This window comes from Thermotomaculum hydrothermale, from assembly GCF_016592575.1.
In the GTDB taxonomy this organism is placed as follows: Bacteria; Acidobacteriota; Holophagae; order Thermotomaculales; family Thermotomaculaceae; genus Thermotomaculum; species Thermotomaculum hydrothermale.
The window spans coordinates 703,122-724,057 of the sequence record NZ_AP017470.1 but is presented as its reverse complement, the minus strand read 5'-3'; the positions used below and the strand labels follow the sequence as shown (position 1 = coordinate 724,057).

Sequence of the window (20,936 nt, the reverse complement as noted above, 5' to 3'; positions counted from 1 at the left end):
AAATTCGGGGCTTTATAATTTTTTTCAACTTTTTCAGATTTTAAAAGAAAATAAAGGTTACAAGAATAAAGGTTGGAATGAGAAAAATAAGAGAGTACTTGAAGATGTATCCAAAGAAACTTGGCATATCAATTCCATTTTCTTCAGCAATTGATTTAACCATAAAGTTTGGTGCATTTCCTATATAAGTATTTGCACCCATAAAAACTGCACCGGAAGAAATAGCCTTAAGGTAGAGATTCTGGTGTGCAATAAGGTTGTGAATCGCAATTTTTTCAGGTACACCGGGGAAAAACTGCCCTAATGCTGTATTTAAAAATGTAAGATAGGTTGGTGCATTATCAAGGAATGATGAGAGAGTTCCTGTTACCCAGAAGTAATGGGCTGGCTCTTTTACAGAATTTATAAGAAAGGCAAGGGCACCGTCTGTGCCTGCTTTTAAAATTGAGAGAGCAGGTATAATTGTCATAAAGATTCCAGCAAAAAGGTATGCAACTTCCTGAATAGGAAACCATGAGAACTCGTTTTCTTCTCTAATTTCTTTTTTTGTGGTGTAAAGGGAAAGCAATCCCATAATAATGAGAATTAAATCCCTTACCTCGTTTTGAATGTGTAGCTTAACCCCTAAAATTGTAAAATCGCCAGCATGCCAAAACCCGCTAAGCAACACTCCTCCAATTATCCCTAAAAGGAAAATAAAATTGTGAGCCCCTAAAATCTTAATATTCATTTTACCCTGCTTAATTCTTACAGCCGGGTCTTCCTTCGCATAATAGTATCTATCCATAATGTATAAAATTACAAGAAGAATGCCTGCGGTTGTTGCCATTTCAGAAAAAATATGAAAAGTCCAGAAAAATGGAACACCGTGTAAAAATCCTAAAAACAAAGGAGGATCTCCTAATGGTGTTAATGAACCGCCAATATTTGCTACAAGAAAAATAAAGAAGACAACAATATGGGTTTTATATTTTCTATCTCTATTAGCCCTTAAAACAGGCCTTATAAGCACCATTGCAGCACCGGTTGTCCCTATCCATGAAGCCATAAAGGCTCCAATCAACAACATCATCAGGTTCATTTCAGGGGTACCTTCTAAGCTCCCTTTAACAAGAATGCCGCCTGCAACAGTGAATAATGACCAGAGAAGAATAATAAACGGGATGTAGTCAATAAGATAAATGTGTAAAATCTCGTGAAATGCAACTCCTTTATAGACAAAGAGAAAAGGCAGAGCAAAAACAAGCGCCCAGAAGGCAGCAACTTTACCGAAATGATGATGCCAGAATTTAGGGAAAATTAGAGGGAACAAAGCAATGGAAAGTAGTATCCCTATAAAAGGAATTATAGACCACAATGGTAATTCCTTGCCAAGTATGTATTCAGTCTCTTCTCCCTCTTCGTTCTCACTTACATCCTCTTGCTTGCTTTTTTCTTTTTTAATATTGTTTGTATCGCTTTTCTTCTTTAAATCATTGGTTGAATTAATGTTTTGTTCCTCATTTACAGAAACTGACTGTTCAATATTAGGTTGATTGGCCTCAACCTTTTTTGTTGCATTAACGCTCTGAGCAAATCCATTTCCTACCAAAAGGAAAGTCCCTAAAATAATCGCTATTACAATTTTTCTCATACCACCCCACCCCAAAATTTTTTATAGTTTTAATCTTAAAAAAAATTATCCTGTCTGTAAACTTAAACTTTTTTACAAAAACTTATTTTGACATATAATAAAAGGCGGTTTTATACGTCTATGGAAAAGAACAATTAAACGGAGGGATTATGAAAAAAATACTTGGCTTTCTAATTTTAGTAATTATATTTTCTCAAAACTCTATTGCTGCTAACTCTTTAAAGTTTAGCGAAACCATAAAAGATTTAGGGACAATAGAGCAATTTAAGAAATTTGAATGGATTATAACAGTAAAAAACATATCAAATAAACCTGTAACGTTTACAAATATAAAAACAACCTGCGGGTGCACAATGGCAAGGCCTGAAAAAAAGACTTTACTTCCCGGGGAAACCACAAAATTTATTGTCCATTTTAACAGTGAGTATTTCCACGGCCACATAGAAAAATTAGTGTTTATTGACACCTCTACAAAAGAAAGCTATACACTAAGGATTATTGCAAATGTGCAAAAAGGCATTTACCTTGAACCTGAAAGAATCAAAATCAGCACAAGGGACGATTATGTTGAACAATTGGTTGAAGTGAAAAGCTTCAGTAATCCTGAAAAAATTAAAATCAAAAAAATCTACCTTCCAAAAATTAAAGGAATTTCATACGAACTAACTGGAAACAGAGCATTTGTTTTAAAAATAAATCCCCAAAAAATTGATAAATATGGTTTAAAAATAATCAAGATAGAATTAAACGGAAACTACGAGCCTTTAAGATTTTTTCTAAATATAAAAAAAATAAAAGAGTATACAGTAACCCCAAATGACAACCTTCTTTTTTTAAATGTTAAAAAAGGAAAAATGTATGAAAAAACTGTTTATATAACAGCAAACGAGAAATTCAACATTATTACTAAAAAATCAAATATCCCTTTTGCTAAATTAAAGGAAGTTAAGAAGATCTCTGATAAAAAATGGAAAGTTACTGTCATATTCAATCCAAATAAAATTTTTAGGGCAACATCAGGGAAATCAATACTATCTCTCAAAACTGATAATCCCAAAATATCTAATATCAACCTTTACGTAGTATTCCATCTAATTAAATAAAAACGGAGGAAATATGAAAAAAATTGTGTTTGCATTAACAATTTTACTAAGTTTAAACCTTTTTGCAGGGTCAATTCACCAGGAACAAGCATTAACAGAAAGGCTTAAAACCCTTTTGTCTGAACAAAAATACCCTTTATACTATTCAGAATCCTTTATGGCTCTCTGCAATGACTGGAAAAACACCAACTTAATGTTTTTTGTAGCTGACGGCTACGACAAATTAGGCAATCTGTACAGAGAAAAAAGTATATTATTGAGAGCGTTAAAATTAACACCGGAAGATACCAGACTTAAAGATAGGCTTAATGATGTTGAAAATAGAATCAATAAAATTGAAAAAAAGATAGAAATGTTGGAACAAAAACCAAAAGATTTACAGGTGTATCTCCAGTTAGCAGCTATTTACATTGGGCTAAAAGACCTTTCAAATGCACGAAATTACCTCAGCAAAGCAGGAAAGGTTGAATCATCAAGAAGAAATATTATCCATAAAATTTTATACGATACATACACAAAGCAAATTGAAATACCAACAAAACAGGCAATAAATATGTCAATGAATGCGTTAACTGAATATGAAAATGGTAATAAAGAAAAAGCATATTCAATGTTTAGAGATGCTCTTGCATTTTCAATATCAAGTCCTTTTGTATATGACAATTTAGCTGAAATGCTTATTAGAGAAAAGAATTACGGTGGGGCTATAAGGGCATTGGAAGAATCTTTTGAATTACAAAAAGATGCATCAAAAGCAATAGATTTAGGAAACCTATATTTTTTAATGAAAGATTATAATGAAGCTTTTAACTACTTTGAGCAAGCAACAAAATTAAACGGTAATGCAAGCGAAGCTTACTACAACATGGCTCTTTGCCTCGAAAAATTAGGAGACAAAAAGGGTGCTGACGAGTACTACAAAATTGCTTTCAGGCAGAATCCGAAATTAAAAGAATTAAAAAAGAAAGGTAGTCCTATTTTTATAAAAGGAATAAAGATAGAAACTGGCAAAAATACTAAATAACTCAGGAGACACTTTATGAAAAAAGCAGTATTTATCTTATTTTTATGCTTTTCACTTTTATCCTTTGGGAAAGGCTACAAGATAACCTATAAAATATATCTATCAGGAAGTGATAAGCCATACATAGAAACCACAATTATGTGTGAAAAATGGATGAAAATTTCAATTGATAAAAACAGATACTACCTTTTCCAGAATTACAAAGGTTATATTGTGGATGAAAAAAATAAAAAAGCAATTGAGTACGATTTCAATAAAAACAAACCCTTTTTTGCTGCTTTTGTTGCAAATTATGGAATAACAACAACCGATGGCAATATTGTATTTCCTCAATTAATTTTCAAAAAAACAAAAAAAACAATAAAAGTGAACAAAATATTGGCGAGAAAATACGAATTACCGGGAAATTACCTAAACTCAAAATCAACCGCATGGTTTGCTGAAAACAAATTAAGGTATAACGGAACGCTTTTTGCAAAATACCTTTCCTTTTTTACAAACAGCAAGAGATTGTTAAATCAAGCAAAGAACCTGAACAGCTTTCCGCTTAGAATTGAAACTGTATTGCAGGGTGGAATTGTAAAAGATTCCAATATTAGAGTGTTGGATAAAATTGAAGAGATTAACTGTCCTAACAAAAGTTTTAAAATTCCCTCTGATTTTAAAATTATAAAAGCAAAACCTCAGGGGTTACCTGTGGCCGAAATGTAATTTCGGCCTTTTTTGCTTTTCTTTTTATAGAAAATCATAACTTAATGAAAAATATATAAAATTAATTAACCAAATAAAATAGCTATTGAAAGACTAAAGTTTTAAGCTTAAAAGTTTTATTCTCAAATCCATATCTCATTTCCCTATGTGTGTTAATCAAAAAGCCATGCTTTATTAAAATCGGGAAGAGATAGGTCTTTCTCTGAGACTATTGGATTTTCAACTGGCCAGTTGATTGAAAGTTCAGGAGAATTGTATACTACCCCACCTTCACACTCAGGACAGTATTCATTAGAAACAAAATACTCTACAATTGCAAAATCAGACAAAACCGCAAACCCGTGAGCAAAACCCTCTGGAATGTATAACATTTCTCCATTTTTATGGCTTAATGCTACTCCAACCCACTTTTTGAATGTTCTTGATGACTTTCTCACATCTACTGCAACATCAAAAATCTCTCCATAAACACATCTAACAAGCTTTGCCTGTGGTTTAGGGGGAAGTTGATAGTGTAATCCTCTTATAACTCCTTTTTTTGAATAAGACATATTTAACTGATAAAAATCATCCTTTATCCCGCTTTCTTTAAAAACCGACTCTTTATATACTTCCTGAAAAAAACCCCTATAATCATTATATCTATCAGGGGTTATTAAAATTAAATCAGAAATCTCAAGTCGCTTAAATTTAAACCCCATTTTAGTCCTCAAAAATACTCAACAGGTAATTTCCATACCCGCTTTTCATTAAGGGAGAAGCAAGCTGTTTTAATTGCTCTTTTGAAATCCAGCCATTTCTGTAAGCAATTTCCTCTATACAGGCTATTTTAATGTTTTGCCTGTCTTCAATTGTTTTTATAAACATGGAAGCCTCTAACATTGATGTATGAGTCCCGGTATCAAGCCAGGCAAAACCTCTTCCCATCAATTCAACAGTTAATTTTTCTTCTTCAAGGTAAGCTTTATTTACATCAGTAATCTCAAGCTCCCCCCTTTTAGAGGGTTTTATTGATTTTGCAATATCAACAACTTTATTGTCATAGAAGTATAAGCCTACAACCGCATAGTTTGATTTTGGATTTTTAGGCTTTTCTTCAATTGAAATAACCTTACCATTATTATCAAATTCAACGACACCATACCTTTCAGGGTCATTTACCTTGTATCCAAAAACAGTTGCGCCGTCTTTTCTGGCGTTTGCCTTTTTTAACAAATCTGTAAACCCATGCCCATAAAAAACATTGTCCCCTAAAACAAGGGCAACCGTGTCTTTTCCTATAAAATCTTCCCCAATTATAAATGCTTCAGCTATCCCGTTTGGTTTTTCCTGCACTTTATATGACAGCTGTATTCCAAACTTTTCTCCATTTCCAAAAAGAGATTGAAATCTCGGGGTATCTTCACGGGTTGAAATAATCAATATTTCCCTTATTCCAGCAAGCATCAAGGTTGAAAGTGGGTAATAAATCAAAGGCTTATCGTAAATAGGCAATAGCTGTTTACAAACAGGCAAGGTTGCAGGGAAAAGCCTTGTTCCACTTCCCCCAGCAAGAATTATTCCCTTTCTCACCCCTATCTCCCTAAAGAAATACCTATTGCTTCTGCCGCTTTTACCAATTGACCATTGGGGTCAACTTTCTTTAAATCCTTTACCGCTTCCTTTATCGGAACAACTTCAATCTTTGGTGTTCTAAGACAAACCATGTGTCCAAATTTTCCTTGAGCAAGTGCATCAACAGCAGCAACCCCAAACCTTGTTGCGAGAATTCTATCGTATGCGGTAGGAGAACCGCCTCTTTGCAAATGTCCCAAAACAGTTACCCTAACATCCATTCCTGTTATTTTTTGAATCTGCTCTCCGACAACATAGCCAATTCCACCTAACCTCGGTGCCTTTCCTTTTACATTCTTTTCCTGAAATACCATCTCTCCGCCAATTGGCTTTGCACCTTCAGCAACAACTACTATCGAAAATTTACTGCCTAACTTGTTTCTTCTTATTATCTTGCTGCAAACTTTATTTATGTCAAAGGGAATTTCAGGGATGAGTATAACATCTGCCCCTCCAGCTATTCCACTTTCAAGAGCAATCCACCCTGCATATCTTCCCATTACTTCAATAACAATTACTCTGTGGTGGGACTGGGCTGTTGTATGCAATTTATCCAGAGCCTCGGTTGCTGTGGTAATTGCTGTGTTGAATCCGAATGTGTAATCAGTTGCTTTTAAATCATTATCTATGGTTTTCGGCACTCCTACAAGTTTAACTCCCTTTTCAGAAAATTTATTTGCTATACCTAATGTTCCATCTCCTCCAATAACAACAAGGGCATCAATTTCAAGAATGTTAAGGTATTCAACCACTTTATCTGACATATCTTTAACAATTTCTTTTCCATTTTCTATAACAACATATTCAAATGGATTGCCTTTATTTGTAGTACCCAAAATTGTGCCGCCTAAAGGTAAAATTCCCCTTATGTTGTATTCGGTTAATTCCTGTAGTTCACTCCCAATTACAAGCCCTTCAAAGCCATCAGGAACACCATAAACTCTCCAGTTATACTTTCTTATTCCTGCTTTTACCACTCCTCTTATTACTGCATTCAACCCAGGAGCATCCCCGCCACCAGTAAGAATGGCTATTTTTTTAATATCAGAAACACATTTTACCATTTGCCCCTCCCTTATCCACTTTGCTCTCATAATTTAAACACATTTAAGATTTTTTCAACAATTTAATTTTTCCCAAATTTTTCCAATAACTTATTAACAAGTTTTTCTTTTCTATCCTTCACCTGTTTTTTTGTAAAATTTTTGCTTTTGCCACTTTTTTTAGGTGGGGTTTGAAGCGCTTTAATGCTTAATGCTATCCTGTTTAAATCCCTATCAACATTTAATACTTTCACTTTTACCTTCTCTCCAACAGAAACAAACTCTTCTGGATTTTCAACAAAAGTATGTGAAAGCTCGCTTATATGAACAAGCCCATCCTGATGAACCCCTATATCTACAAAAGCTCCAAACTTAGTAACATTTGTTACAACCCCGTTTAATACCATTCCCTCTGTTAAATCCTCAATTGTCTCTATGCCCTCTGCAAACTCAAATAATTCAAAGTTCTCCCTTGGGTCTCTGCCTGGATTAAGCAATTCTTTAACAATATCCTTCAAAGTAAATTCACCAAAATCTTCAGTTTCAAATTGTTTTAAGTCAATAGAATTTAAAATCTCTCGGTTTTTAATTAAATCATTTATCTCAAGTCCCACAGATTCGGCCATTTTTTCGACAATAAAGTAGGATTCCGGGTGAATGCCTGTTGAATCAAGAATGTTTTCTCCATCTCTAATCCTTAAAAATCCAGCACACTGCTCAAAGGTTTTATTCCCCATTCCAGACACATTCATCAACTCTTTTCTATTCTTAAACCTTCCGTTTTCATCCCTGTAAGCAACAATGTTTTTAGCAACCCTTTCGCTGATTCCTGAAACATATTTGAGCAAATGATATGAAGCTGTATTCAAATCAACTCCAACCCTGTTAACAACAGAGACCACAACATTATCAAGCTTTTTTTTCAAAAGTGATTGATTAACATCATGCTGATACTGACCTACCCCTATTGACTTGGGGTCAATTTTAACAAGCTCAGAGAGAGGGTCTTGAAACCTTCTGCCTATTGAAACAGCTCCTCTTACTGTTACATCGTAATCAGGAAATTCTTCTATTGCCGCTTTTGAAGCTGAATAAACAGAAGCTCCTGATTCATTTACAACGGTTACTATTACACCTTCAGGAGCAATTGACTTAAAAAAAGACTTTGTTTCCCTTGATGCAGTACCGTTCCCAATTGCAACAGCCTTTATATTGTACTTTTCGATTAAATTTAAGGCAATTTTCTTCGCTTCTTCAATCTTCTCAAATGGTTTTGTTGGATAAATTGTAGCATTTTCAAGCAATTTTCCTGTTTCATCAAGTGCGACTATCTTACACCCTGTTCTATATCCAGGGTCAACTCCTAAAACAGAAATTGTCCCTGCCGGAGGCATTAACAAAAGATTCTCAAGGTTTTTCGCAAAAACATTAATTGCATCAAGGTCTGCTTTCTTTTTTAACTCCATTCTTATCTCAAGCTCTATTGATGGAAAAACAAGCCTTTTTAGTGAATCATACAGAACACTTTTTAAAAACTCAAAATAGATATGCTCTTTTTTAAAAAACAAGGAAAACACATCTTCAAAAGCCTTATCAATATCAATTTCTATTTTTGAGCGTAAAACCTTTTCCTTCTCTCCCCTTCTTATTGCCAGAATTCTATGAGAGGGGATGGTTTTTACAGATTCTTCAAAAGAATAATACATTTCATATTTTGTTCTTTTCTCTTCAAAATCTTTTGTTACAGATACTTTAATAATTCCTTCATTATAAAAACTATCCCTTACCTTCCTTCTAAGCTCTGCATTTTCTGAAAACATTTCTGCAAGAATATAACCGGCATATTCAAGAGCCTTTTCTTTAGAATCCACACCCTTTTCTGTGTTTATATACTTTTCTGCTAAAACATCTAAATTGGTACCCTCACCTTTTAAAATCTCCTCAGCAAGAGGCTCTAACCCCATTTCCTTACCAATTGTTGCCTTTGTCCTTCTTTTAGGTTTGAAAGGAAGGTAAATATCCTCAAGTTCTGTTTTTGAAAATGTTTCCTCAATCTTTTTTTTCAACTCATCTGTGAGTTTTCCCTGCTCTTCGATTGTTTTCAAAACAGTTTTCTTTCTTTCATTAAGTTCAACTATATACTGATAGTTCTCTTTTATATTTAAAATCTGTGTTTCATCAAGATTCCCCGTTCTCTCTTTCCTGTACCTTGCGATAAAAGGAACTGTGCTCCCCTCTTCCAATAAAAGAATTGTAGATTTAATCTGGTTAACTGAAATTCCCAACTTTTCAGAAATAAAGGATAACTCTCTGTTATTCAACATAACCACTCCTATGAAATTATTATGCGAGTGAATATTTTACCATTAAGTGAAATTAATTAAAATCTTGAATACTTCTTTTTAAAATAATCACCTAAAATATCAAGGCTTAACACAGTAAAAAACAACAAAATTGAGGGAGGAATATATACCAGGGCGCAACACCTAAATATGCAAAACCGTCATATATCATTTGCCCCCAGCTTGGCTCAGGGGGTTTAACTCCCAAACCTAAAAAACTTAAAGAAGACTCAGCTACCAGCATACCTGAAAATCCGAATATCGCAATTGGCAAAAGAGGGGGCAATATATAAGGGAAAAAATGGTTTTTAAAAAGATACAAATAACCTGCTCCATTTGCCTTGGCATACTCTAAAAATGGAGTGTTTTTCAATTTTATAACCTCTGCCCTTACAAGCCTTGCAATAAACAACCATCCTAACAACCCTAAAACAACAGCAAGTAAAAAAAGATTCTCTCCAATAATCGGAGATAAAAGAATAAGAATAAACATAACAGGGAGAGAGTAGAATAGTTCAAACACCCTGCTAAAAATGAAATCAAACCATCCACCTAAATAACCAGACAATCCTCCTAAAAGAGCACCAAAAATTAAAGAAACAATTGTTGCAATAAAACTAATTAAAAACGAATTTGATGTTCCTTTTATAAGCCTTGCTAAAACATCCCTCCCCACTTCGTCTGTACCTAACCAATGATTTTTATTAGGTGAGCTTAAAAATGATGTTTTATCTATTTGATAAGGGGTATATTTATAAATTTTATTACCATTATCTTCATAAACCCCGCTACCTACAATATATCCAGAAAAAACCGCAATCAAAACCAAAAAAGATAGAAAAAAAGCGGCAAACAGTTCAATCACCCTTTTCATTTAATTCTCCAGCTTTGAAAACTTCGTACATAATATCTGTAATAAAAATACTGAAATAAATAACTACCACATTTACAAAAGCAACTCCAATTAGAAGAGGGAAATCCCTATGAATTATGGCCTTATAAAGCATATTCCCTATCCCAGGATAACCAAAAATTGTTTCAATTATAATAGAACCTCCAAATAAACCTGGAATAATAAATGTTAACAGGGAAATAAATGGGAAAACTGAATTTTTTAAAATATGCTTTAATTTGATATTAAAGGTATCAATCCCCCTGACCTTTAAAGCTATAATGTGTGAATGTTCAAGTATTCCTACAATAGAGTTTTTTGTAAACCTTGCAAGAAAAATTATAGAGGCAATGCTTAAACTTAATGCAGGGAGAAAGAGATGTTTTAAATAATCCAAAAATTGAGAAAAAGAGTTTAATTCGTCGTGATTTAATGAAACAATGCCTGAAGAAGGAAAGAGATTAAGTTTTATTGAAAATATCAAAATTAGAAAAATAGCAAGAATAAAATCAGGAATAGCATAGATAATAAAAAAGATAACTTCAATAATTGAAACAATCTTATTTTTTGAAATTGCACTTAACACTCCAAGCACAATCCCCCCTAAAAAAAGGATTAATAGGGCTAAAAAATTAAGAATTATTGTATTTTTCAATTTGTTTTTTAATATTACACTTACCTTCTCACCTAAAAATTCAGACTTACCAAAAGAAAACGTCTTTATTTTTTTTAACCACAAAATATATTCTTTTGTCGCCTGAAAGAAATCGAAACCCTTTTCCTGAGATAATTTAACACCCTGAACTTTGACTTGATTTGCAACAACATTGACCCTTGACGCAAAAATAATTAGAAATACAAGATAAAAAGCAATAAAAACAGAAAAACACATAATAATAAATTTTTTTAAAACAAATGAAAATGTCATGGAATAAATTATAAAATGTTACTCCCTTTTCTGCAACTTCTTCGGAACATAGACTTTTGCCATTCCAGGATACCATTTAAACATACCAAGAGGAGATGGCTTTAAATTTCTATACCTTTTATGAACAAGTACAAGGGCAGATGGATAATAGAGAAACAAATATGGCTGTTCTTTATAAAGTATATCCTGAATTCTATAGCAAAAATTTATTCTTTCATTTTCGTCAAAAGCATAATTTAATTTATTCAGCATTTTAAGTATTTCAGGATTTACATACCTATTAATATTCAAGGTATAGGCAGATTTCACAGGAGGAGCAAGCATTGAATAAAGGTATGTAGGTGTCGGGTTTATACTCCAACCATAAACCACTCCATCATAGTCAAGTTTTGACATTTTTTTAGAAAAAATTCCAGCTTCTTCAACATCTATAACCAGCTTAATCCCGGCTTTTTTAAAATTCTCTTGAAGATAAACAGGAATTTTCTTAAAAATTCCCCCTAATCCCTGAGTTAATAAAACAATAGTCAGTGGGTTACCTTTTGCATCTTCTACAAAACCATCACCGTTCCTGTCTTTATAACCTGCCTCATTTAATAACTGCTTAGCCCTTTCAACATCGTAAGGAAAGGGTAAAAGGTTTTTGTTAAAGTACTTAGATTGCGGATGCATTGGACTCACTGCCACCTTGTAAAGTCCGAAAAAAAGCAGTTTGTTAAGCCTTTCTAAATCAGACAAATAAGCAAGAGCCAGCCTTACTTTTCTGTCATTAAGAGGCTTTTTATGCACATTCCATGCAATATAGTAAAAAGCAAAAAGGTAATATCTATATTTAGCAAAGTTGTTTTTTACCTCAGGTAGCTCTGTTTTAAATTTCCAGGTACTTATTGAAACAGGGAGTATATCAAACTCGCCCTTTTTAAGTCGTTCAAATTCAATATTAACATTACCACCATTAATATAAATTATTTTATCCAGATAAGGCCTACCTAAAAAGTAATCATTGTTTGCTTCAAGCACTATTTGTCTGTCTTTCTCCCACTTCACAAGCTTAAAAGGTCCTGTTCCTATTGGTTTCTTATTGGCTGGGTTATTTTCAAAAGTATATTTAGACGTATTGTAAATATGCTCGGGAAGAATATAGTAATCAATAAAATAGTCCATAATAAAAGCCTGAGGTTTTGAAAAAATAAACTTAACTGTATATTTATCAATAATCTTAACTTCTTTTATATCTTTCATACTGTCGGCAATATCCTGCATATGGTTTTTAGGGTCAAAAACACAATCATATGAATACTTAACATCCTTAGCTGTAAGCTCAATCCCATCAGTAAACTTCACACCCTTTCTTAAATGAAAGGTAACTTCAGTATTTTCCTTGTTTATCTCCCATTTTTCAGCAAGCCTTGGTACAATATCCAACTTATAATCGTAAGAAACAAGAGAATCAGAAATTAAATAAATTATTTCTTCCTCACTTGAAGTGGTAAAATTTATAAAATTTAAATTATAAATATCACTGCCAAGAAGAGTAACAATTTTATCTCCGTATGCAGGTAAATCAAAATTATTATTATCAACCGATATATTACCTTGACTAACAACAATATTGTTTTTCTGATTATTGCAACCTATAAAAAGAAGTAATAAAAAACCAAAAAAAAGGCTTTTTTATTCATCTTTACCCTCATCTAAAACAAAATTTCCGGCAAACAAAAAATAGCCTGCTGTAACAAAAGCAAAGCCTATTGAATACCTTAAATAACCTCCTAAGAGGAAATAGATAAAACCAAAAATAAGAGGCATATTAAAAAGGACATAAACAACCATTTCTGCTTGCTTTTTATTTAAAATTTTTCTATATATACGCCTTGCAAAAAAAGGTACAAGTATGGTAAATCCGCTAAAAATATAACCTACCCCTTGAATAACATCACTACCAACAAGAGAATGGATTTTATCTTTTATTACAATCATAACAATTATTATAAAAACAGGATTGATTAAATTTAACACCACCCCTACTACTTTTTCAACAGGAATATTTCTTTTTTCTGCTTCGTTCATTTTCCCACCTTTTTGTTTAATTTTATTATTTTTTAAACGCAAGTTCAACTGGAGAAAGAAAGAAATTCAGTATTTTCTTGCAAAAACCAATCCCATTTATCTTTACTTTAGATTTCAAATCTCTTCTTTTTCCCCAAAAAACAGGAAGCAACTTCAATGAATCAATGTTTGCTTTAAGAAGAATTTTTAACAATTCAAAAGCACTGTACTCTTTTGTAAATTCTCCTGCACTCCCTTTTTTTACAAAAACTGATAAAGCCTGAAAAAAATATCTTATTAAAGTGAAAAATGGGGACAATAAAACACAAACTATAGGAAAATTTTTTATTAAAACAAAAACCCTGTTTCTTTCAACATAGTAAGCCTTTAACCTACTGTATTCTCCCGCAGTTGCAGAATGCATATGGTAAACCACTGCATCAGGCTGATAATAACATTTAACCCCAGCTCTCACATACCTTAATCCTAAATCAGTATCCTCACCGTAAAGGAAAAAATCTTCATCAAAAAAATCATATTTTTCAATTACCTCTCTTTTAAAACAGGCGGCACACCCATCAGGGATTAAAACATACCCTGGTTTTAAATACTTTTCACTTAATTTTTCCTGGCAGCCTCTTCCCCTGTTTAGACCGTCAAAATAAACAAGATGGCCACCTGCCTTATCAATTGTATCTGGATTAAACTTAAAAAGAATTAAAGGGGCAACCATACCAATTTCTTCATCTATATCAAACGGTTTAATTATGTTTTCAAGAAAATCATCTTTAACCTCAGCATCATTGTTTAAAATCACAATGTATTTTCCTTTTGAGTGCTTAAAACCTATATTATTTCCTGCTCCAAAACCTGAATTTTTTTCAAGAAAAATAGTCTTTATCTGGGAATTTTTAATTTGTTTTAAATAATTGCGGGAAGAATCCTGAGAATTGTTATCAACAACAATAATCTCAAAATTTTTAAAGGTTTGGTTTAACAGAGAGTTTAAACAGTCAGGTAAATATTTTTCACCGTTGTAATTTACAATAATTACCGATATATCAACCATTATCAGGGAAAAAGCCTCTTCCTAAAAAGAAATAACAGGTTTACAATTCCATCTCTCCACGGCCTTAATTTTATCTCCCCTTTTCTTGCAGAGTACTTAATATGCTCCTCTTTAAAGGTTATGCTTTTATTTCTTATTGCCTCAATCTTTATCTCCTCGGAAAAAGCCATTCCGTCACTTCTCAATTTCATTAAAGGTAAAATATTTCTTTTGAAAACCCACATCCCTGATTGGGAATCCTCGATAGGGGTTTTATAAAGAATCGCCATAAATAAGGAAAGAATCTTATTTCCAATCCAGTGCTTAAAAGACATTGCCTCAGAATTCATTACAGGGAATCTGCAACATGAAAGAAAATCAACATTAAAATTAAAGAATGTATCAAGCAACCTTTGTAAATCCCTTATAGGATATGAATGGTCTCCGTCAAGAGTGACAATAATATCCCCTTTAGCCTTTGAAAAACCAGTTTTATAAGCCCTGCCGTATCCTCTTTGCAATTCTCGAATTACAGTGGCACCTTTACTTTCAGCAATTTCAGCTGTTCTGTCTTCAGAATTGTTGTCAACAACAATAACATCATCAACAAACTCAGGAACTTCGTCAAGAACCTTTCCAATTGCATCTTCTTCGTTCAAACATGGGATTACCACAGTTATGCTATGACCTTTATACAACTTTACCTCCGCCTATATTTTTTATCTTTTTTCTAAAATCAACCCAAAAATCCAGTATCCCGGCCAGAGATAACATGGCAGGTAGGGGATAAATAAATATTAGCACAATTGACAATGCCTTTGCAAAACCTGAAAAACCTACCTTTTTCAAAAAAAATAGATAAATAGCAAAACCCTGAACAAAAAATATAAAAAACAAAAAGAAAGAAATTGTGGAAATAATTTGCAAAACAATTCCATTAAGGTTTCCAGTAGCCCATAAAATATTTACAACAATTAAAAATAAAACTGTAAACAACACAATAGTAATGTTTACCCTGTAATCATAAAAATCTCTCAATACTCCACCTATTTTTCCAAAAAATAGTGTATTGAAAAGAAAAAATATTGCCTCAGAAAAGAAAATCAATCCCAAACCAGCATATTTAAAAACATTTTTAACATACTCAAGATCACCTGCATTAAGATTTGCAGTTTTAAAAAACTGCTCAAAAATCTGCTCAAAAACTGTTTTACCCTCTATTGTAATAAAAAAATAAGTTATAGAAACAATGAAAATTAAAATTGTTAATGTCGGGATAACTATCCTTAGAAATGGAGTAAGCGTAAACTTTCTGTGGATATAAATAATTAGCAGTGTTGGTAGCACAAGGCTTCCATAATGAAGAACAGAGGCAAAAATAGATAATTTATCAGGGAGAAAAGGAAAAATAAAAAAAAGTGGAATTAATGATGTAAAAAAAAGTGTTTTAAAGGAAAATTTATCCTTGTAAAGAAAAAAGGGCAGTGGCAAAAAGATTGCCAGCGGCCCTGAAAAATTCAAAATTATTAAAACTAAAACAAATAGAAAGTAATCTTTTAGTAATTTTTTCATTACTGGGTAACAAAAGGCAACAGAGCCATAGTTCTTGCTCTTTTAATAGCCCTTGTTAACCTTCTCTGGTGTTTAGGACAAGTTCCTGTTGCCCTTCTTGGTGAAATCATAGCCCCTTCAAGAAGGTAATTCTTCAAGGTATCCACATCTTTATAATCAATTACCTCAATACCCTGAGCACAGAATTTACAGTATTTTTTCTTTTTTACAAAATATCTTTTTCTTGGATTCTGATTAGCCATGATTATTCTCCTTTCTCCACTTTTACTTCTTCTTTGGTTTCTTCAACATTTTCCTCACGATTGCGCCTTTTAGCCTTCTTAGCTCTTTTCTTTTCTTCTCTCGCCTTCAACTTCAAATCATGGTCAAGGTTTACAATTATGTGCCTTAAAATGCTTTCGTCAAGCTTCATCCTTCTGTCAACTTCACTGACTTTGGACTTTTCAAGTTCAAATTCAATAAGCACATAAATTCCTTCGTTAATTTTCTTGATAGGGTATGCTAAAACCCTTTTCCCCCATTTGTCAATCTTTCTGATTTTTCCTTCTAATTTTTCAACAGTAGAAGTCACCTTTTCGACAAGTTTATCAACTTCTTCATCTGTCAAAGAAGGAAGAGCAATAAAAAGTGTTTCGTAAACAGACATTTAGTCCTCCTTATGGTTTTATTGTAGGGGATAGCACCAGGGCTATCCCCAAGGATTCAAGGCATTATATCAAAGCAATGGAGCAATGACAAGTGCAACTACACTCATTAATTTAATTAAAATATTCAATGAAGGTCCAGCAGTATCCTTAAAAGGATCACCAACTGTATCTCCAACTACCGCAGCCTTATGAGCTTCTGAACCTTTCCCACCAAACTCACCGGTTTCAATAAATTTCTTTGCGTTATCCCATGCACCACCTGCATTAGCCATAAAGATAGCAAGAACAACGCCAGAAACAGTAACACCAGCAAGTAATCCACCTAACATTTCTTTGCTAACAAAGCCAAACACAACTGGAACAACAATTGCCAGAAGGCCAGGTACAATCATTCTTCTAATTGCTGCCGCAGTTGAAATATCAACGCATCTTGCATAATCTGCTTTAACCCCTTCTTTTCCTTCAAGAAGGCCTTTAATTTCTTTAAACTGTCTTCTAACCTCTTCAATCATATCAAACGCAGCATTTCCAACAGCCTTCATAGCCATTGAAGAGAAAAGGAAAGGCATCATTGCACCAATAAACAACCCAGCCATTACATACGGATTACTTACGTCAATAGATTTTACTTTTGCAGTATGCATATAAGCGTTGAAAAGAGCAAGAGCAGTTAACGCAGCAGAACCAATTGCAAAACCCTTTCCTATGGCTGCAGTTGTGTTTCCAACAGCATCAAGTTTATCTGTAATAGCTCTAACTTCTTTACCAGCGTGTGACATTTCAGCAATTCCACCAGCATTATCAGCAATTGGACCGTATGCATCAACAGCAAGCTGAATGCCTGTTGTAGCAAGCATACCCAATGCAGCAATTGCAATTCCGTAAAGGCCAGCAAATTTATAAGCAACAATTATAGCAGCAGACAAAACTATTATAGGCCATGCGGTTGACCTCATACCAACAGCAAGTCCAGCAATAATGTTTGTTGCAGGCCCTGTTTGAGAGTCTTTTGCAATTGACTGAGCATGCTTTTTAGATTCTGCTGTATAATGCTCTGTTAACAAGCCTATTGCAATACCAGCTGCAAGTCCTGCTATTACAGCAATAAAGATATTTGTAGCCTGTGAAGGTATAAAGTATTTGATAATAAAGTAAGAAAAGATAGCCATGAAAATTCCTGCACCAAAAGTACCTGTATTTAGAGCAGCCTGAGGGTTCCCCCCTTCTTTTGTCTTAACAAAGAATGTTCCAATAATTGAAACAATAATTCCCACACCAGCAAGTGCAAGGGGAAGAATTACATAGTTTAATGCGTTTCCAGGCTGGGCAGCTCCTAAAACCATTGAACCAATAATTGCACCAACATATGATTCAAAGAGGTCAGCACCCATACCTGCAACATCACCAACATTGTCTCCAACATTGTCTGCAATAACAGCAGGGTTTCTTGGGTCATCCTCAGGAATACCAGCCTCTACTTTACCTACAAGGTCTGCTCCTACATCTGCCGCTTTTGTGTAGATTCCACCACCAACCCTTGCAAACAAAGCAATGGAAGATGCACCAAGGGAAAAGCCGCTTAAAACAGTTAAAATCTTTTCAAGAACCTGATGGTTCTGAAAGTCATAGCCAAACACCTTTATATAAATGATAAATAGTACGCTTAATCCTAAAACTCCCAGACCAACAACAGCCATTCCCATAACTGTTCCACCTGAGAAAGCAACATCCAAAGCCTTAACAATACCACTTTCTTTTGCTGCATTTGTTGTTCTTACATTTGAAAGTGTGGCAACCTTCATTCCAAAATAACCGGCAAGAGCGGAACAGGAAGCTCCTATAACAAATGAAAGAGCAACAAGGGGACTGCTCATAGGATTGGAATAATTACCTAACACTAAAAGTGCAGCAACAACAACAACAAAAATAGAGAGTACTTTATACTCTCTGCTTAAAAAAGCCATTGCTCCTTCACGAATATGAGAAGCAATTTCCCTCATTGTTTCGTTTCCATCAGATTGCTTTGAAATCCATGAAGTTTTAATAAAAGCAAAAATCAAAGCCAACAACCCTGCTACAGGAATTGCATAAAGTAAATTGGTAGACATCTTAAAGTACCCTCCCTAAAAGTTATTTTGTATTTACAAACTTTATAGCCTCATTTAAGTTTCCTTCACAAAGGAATATTTCAAGCCCTCTCATTGCCTTCTTAAATGCCTCGACATATTTCACTTCCTCATCCTCAGTAAACTTTTCTAAAACAAATGCTGAAAGAGGGATCTGGGCAAGCCTTTCAGTTTTAATTCCAAACCTGATTCTTAAAAAATCATTTGTTTTTAATCCATCAATAATATGCTTCAACCCATTATGTCCGCCTGCACCACCGCCTTTTTTAAATCTCACATCTCCACATTCAAGGTCTTTATCATCATGACAAACAATGAGTGAATCCTCATTCAGTTTGTAATAATTTAAAACTTCTTTTACCGCTATCCCACTTAAATTCATAAAAGTATCCGGCTTAACAAAAATTAAATCTTGATTACAGAAAGAGATTATATCATAGTAATAATCAAATTTTTTCTTAAAATTACAATTTAATTGCCAGTTTTCACAAAGGTAATCTAAAAAAAGAAATCCGAGATTGTGCCTGGTAAAGGCATACTTCAATCCCGGATTTCCTAAGCCTGTTAAAACTATCATTTATTGAATTATTCTTCCTCTTTCTTACCCTTTGAAATTACCTCAGGTTCCATTTCCTCTTCTTCTTCTTCAGGTGTTTCTGTTTCATGTGCTTTAATTGGTTCAACCTTCACAATAACAGTGTCAGGGTTATCTACAAATTCAACATTGGGAACATCGAGGTCTTTAACCCTTATAGCATCGTTTAAGTGAAGATCTGAAACATCTATCTCAATAACCTTTGGAATTTCAAGAACCTTCGCCTTCAACTCTACTTCACGTTTAATAAGATCAAGCATTCCGCCTTCATTCTTAACTCCATAAGCAGTGCCTTTTATTTCAACAGGAACACTTACCTCAACAACCTGGTCAACATCAACTCTCATAAAATCTGCATGAACTAATTTTCTTGTAATAGGGTCAATCTGATAATCTTTAACCATTACATGCCTTTGTTTGTCTGTACCTGCAAGTTTCAAAAGCCTTACAGTATTTTCTCCTGTTTCTGCATGAAGCATTTCCCACACATTTCTTTCTTTAATTGCGATGGGCACAGGACCTCTATCTCCCCCGTAAACAATTCCAGGAATAAAACCCTGTTTTCTCAATCTTCTGTTTGCGTTTTTGCCTAATTTCTCCCTTGGTTGAACTTCAATGTAATCCTGTTGCATAATATCCTCCATATTTTTAATCGATAAATAACGAACTTATAGATGTTTCTTCGTGAGCTCTCTTTATAGCTTCGCCAATGAGCTTGGCAACAGAGAGAATCTCAACTTTATTCTTTTTATCAAGTTTTTTGTCAAAGGGAATAGAATCTGTAATAAATATCTTTTCAATACAGGATTCTTCAATTCTTTCCATTGCAACACCTGACAATACACCGTGAGAAGCTACTGCAAAAATCCTTAATGCACCTCTCTCCTTTAACGCTTTTGCAGTTTTAACAAGAGTACCTGCAGTATCAATAATATCATCAACAATTATGAGGTCTCTCCCATCAACTTCTCCAACAACATTCATAACCTCTGCTTCGTTTGCCTTTTCCCTTCTCTTATCTACTAATACAAGGCTTGCATCAAGTCTTTTAGAGTATGCCCTTGCTCTTTCAGCCCCACCTGCATCAGGAGATACTATACATAAATTTTTAAATTCCATATTCCTTAAATATGGGATAAAAACTGCTGAAGCATATAAATGGTCAACTGGAATATCAAAAAATCCCTGAATTTGATTTGCGTGCAAATCCATAGAAATAACCCTGTTGGCACCAGCTTTCTCAAGCAAATCAGCTACTAATTTGGCACTAATTGGAACCCTTGGTTTATGCTTTCTATCCTGCCTTGCATAACCGAAATAGGGGATAACTGCTGTAATTCTAACAGCGCTTGCCCTTTTAAGGGTATCAAGCATAATTAACAGTTCCATCAAATTGTCGTTTGCAGGGTTACAGGTTGATTGAATTACAAAAACATCAGTACCCCTGACATTTTCTCTAATATGACATGAAATTTCCCCATCTGAAAATCTGGTAAGTTCAATATCACCTAAACCAACACCAACCTCTTCTTTTAAATATTCTGCTATCTTTTCAGCAAGAGATGGATTGGAATTGCCAGCAAATACTTTTAGCGGAGCGTGCCTCATA

The 20,936-nt window shown here is 33.8% G+C and carries 21 protein-coding genes; 3 read left to right on the top strand and 18 right to left on the bottom strand.

The window, feature by feature from the left end:
* Positions 1-40 precede the first annotated feature (40 nt).
* On the bottom strand, positions 41-1,633 hold the full coding sequence (locus TTHT_RS03265; protein ID WP_201328612.1) for a sodium:proton antiporter: 1,593 nt from the start codon (positions 1,631-1,633) through the stop codon (positions 41-43).
* A gap of 149 nt (positions 1,634-1,782) precedes the next feature.
* Between TTHT_RS03265 and TTHT_RS03260 the strand changes: the two genes are divergently transcribed.
* The 3 genes from TTHT_RS03260 to TTHT_RS03250 are packed head-to-tail and all read left to right on the top strand — an operon-like array spanning position 1,783 to position 4,471.
* A complete protein-coding gene (locus TTHT_RS03260) occupies positions 1,783-2,736 on the top strand; it encodes a DUF1573 domain-containing protein (RefSeq protein ID WP_201328611.1) in 954 nt (317 codons plus the stop codon).
* 13 nt (positions 2,737-2,749) lie between these two features.
* Positions 2,750-3,760 carry a tetratricopeptide repeat protein gene (locus tag TTHT_RS03255; RefSeq protein ID WP_201328610.1) on the top strand — a complete coding sequence of 337 codons (1,011 nt, stop codon included), beginning with the start codon at positions 2,750-2,752 and terminating at the stop codon, positions 3,758-3,760.
* A gap of 15 nt (positions 3,761-3,775) precedes the next feature.
* A complete protein-coding gene (locus TTHT_RS03250) occupies positions 3,776-4,471 on the top strand; it encodes a hypothetical protein (RefSeq protein WP_201328609.1) in 696 nt (231 codons plus the stop codon).
* A gap of 152 nt (positions 4,472-4,623) precedes the next feature.
* On the opposite strand, the gene rfbC is transcribed toward TTHT_RS03250, so the two are convergent.
* The 17 genes from rfbC to TTHT_RS03165 all read right to left on the bottom strand — a co-directional run bounded on the left by rfbC (position 4,624) and on the right by TTHT_RS03165 (position 20,935).
* Positions 4,624-5,172, bottom strand: coding sequence for a dTDP-4-dehydrorhamnose 3,5-epimerase (gene rfbC / locus TTHT_RS03245; protein ID WP_201328608.1), 549 nt, complete (start codon positions 5,170-5,172; stop codon positions 4,624-4,626).
* 1 nt (position 5,173) lies between these two features.
* On the bottom strand, positions 5,174-6,043 hold the full coding sequence (rfbA, locus tag TTHT_RS03240) for a glucose-1-phosphate thymidylyltransferase RfbA (protein WP_201328607.1): 870 nt from the start codon (positions 6,041-6,043) through the stop codon (positions 5,174-5,176).
* A gap of 2 nt (positions 6,044-6,045) precedes the next feature.
* Positions 6,046-7,149 (bottom strand): 6-phosphofructokinase, encoded by a 1,104-nt coding sequence (locus TTHT_RS03235; RefSeq protein ID WP_201328606.1) that lies wholly within the window; start codon positions 7,147-7,149, stop codon positions 6,046-6,048.
* 62 nt (positions 7,150-7,211) lie between these two features.
* The gene (locus TTHT_RS03230) at positions 7,212-9,452 is read right to left on the bottom strand and encodes a Tex family protein (RefSeq protein ID WP_201328605.1); all 2,241 of its coding nucleotides are present in this window, start codon (positions 9,450-9,452) and stop codon (positions 7,212-7,214) included.
* Positions 9,453-9,558: 106 nt separating this feature from the next.
* Positions 9,559-10,344, bottom strand: a complete 786-nt coding sequence (locus TTHT_RS03225) for an ABC transporter permease (protein WP_201328604.1) — start codon at positions 10,342-10,344, stop codon at positions 9,559-9,561.
* On the bottom strand, positions 10,328-10,957 hold the full coding sequence (locus TTHT_RS03220; RefSeq protein ID WP_201328603.1) for an ABC transporter permease: 630 nt from the start codon (positions 10,955-10,957) through the stop codon (positions 10,328-10,330). Before TTHT_RS03220 ends, TTHT_RS03225 begins: the two co-directional genes overlap by 17 nt.
* A gap of 351 nt (positions 10,958-11,308) precedes the next feature.
* Positions 11,309-12,715, bottom strand: a complete 1,407-nt coding sequence (locus TTHT_RS03215) for an ABC transporter substrate-binding protein (protein WP_201328602.1) — start codon at positions 12,713-12,715, stop codon at positions 11,309-11,311.
* A 249-nt stretch (positions 12,716-12,964) separates the two neighbouring features.
* Positions 12,965-13,360 (bottom strand): hypothetical protein, encoded by a 396-nt coding sequence (locus TTHT_RS03210; RefSeq protein ID WP_201328601.1) that lies wholly within the window; start codon positions 13,358-13,360, stop codon positions 12,965-12,967.
* 25 nt (positions 13,361-13,385) lie between these two features.
* Positions 13,386-14,408: a glycosyltransferase family 2 protein gene (locus TTHT_RS03205; RefSeq protein WP_201328600.1), complete on the bottom strand. Its 1,023-nt coding sequence runs from the start codon at positions 14,406-14,408 to the stop codon at positions 13,386-13,388.
* Between the two features lie 2 nt (positions 14,409-14,410).
* On the bottom strand, positions 14,411-15,085 hold the full coding sequence (locus tag TTHT_RS03200; RefSeq protein WP_201328599.1) for a glycosyltransferase family 2 protein: 675 nt from the start codon (positions 15,083-15,085) through the stop codon (positions 14,411-14,413).
* The gene (locus TTHT_RS03195) at positions 15,078-15,959 is read right to left on the bottom strand and encodes a DUF2232 domain-containing protein (protein WP_201328598.1); all 882 of its coding nucleotides are present in this window, start codon (positions 15,957-15,959) and stop codon (positions 15,078-15,080) included. The genes TTHT_RS03200 and TTHT_RS03195 overlap by 8 nt, the downstream gene beginning before the upstream one ends.
* Positions 15,959-16,201, bottom strand: coding sequence for a 30S ribosomal protein S18 (rpsR, locus tag TTHT_RS03190; protein WP_201328597.1), 243 nt, complete (start codon positions 16,199-16,201; stop codon positions 15,959-15,961). The genes TTHT_RS03195 and rpsR overlap by 1 nt, the downstream gene beginning before the upstream one ends.
* A 2-nt stretch (positions 16,202-16,203) precedes the next feature.
* On the bottom strand, positions 16,204-16,605 hold the full coding sequence (gene rpsF, locus TTHT_RS03185; protein ID WP_201328596.1) for a 30S ribosomal protein S6: 402 nt from the start codon (positions 16,603-16,605) through the stop codon (positions 16,204-16,206).
* Positions 16,606-16,674: 69 nt separating this feature from the next.
* Positions 16,675-18,714 (bottom strand): sodium-translocating pyrophosphatase, encoded by a 2,040-nt coding sequence (locus TTHT_RS03180; protein WP_201328595.1) that lies wholly within the window; start codon positions 18,712-18,714, stop codon positions 16,675-16,677.
* A 22-nt stretch (positions 18,715-18,736) separates the two neighbouring features.
* Positions 18,737-19,309, bottom strand: coding sequence for an aminoacyl-tRNA hydrolase (gene pth, locus TTHT_RS03175; protein WP_201328594.1), 573 nt, complete (start codon positions 19,307-19,309; stop codon positions 18,737-18,739).
* Between the two features lie 8 nt (positions 19,310-19,317).
* Positions 19,318-19,959 (bottom strand): 50S ribosomal protein L25, encoded by a 642-nt coding sequence (locus TTHT_RS03170; RefSeq protein ID WP_201328593.1) that lies wholly within the window; start codon positions 19,957-19,959, stop codon positions 19,318-19,320.
* A 16-nt stretch (positions 19,960-19,975) separates the two neighbouring features.
* Positions 19,976-20,935, bottom strand: a complete 960-nt coding sequence (locus tag TTHT_RS03165) for a ribose-phosphate pyrophosphokinase (RefSeq protein WP_201328592.1) — start codon at positions 20,933-20,935, stop codon at positions 19,976-19,978.
* Position 20,936 lies beyond the last annotated feature (1 nt).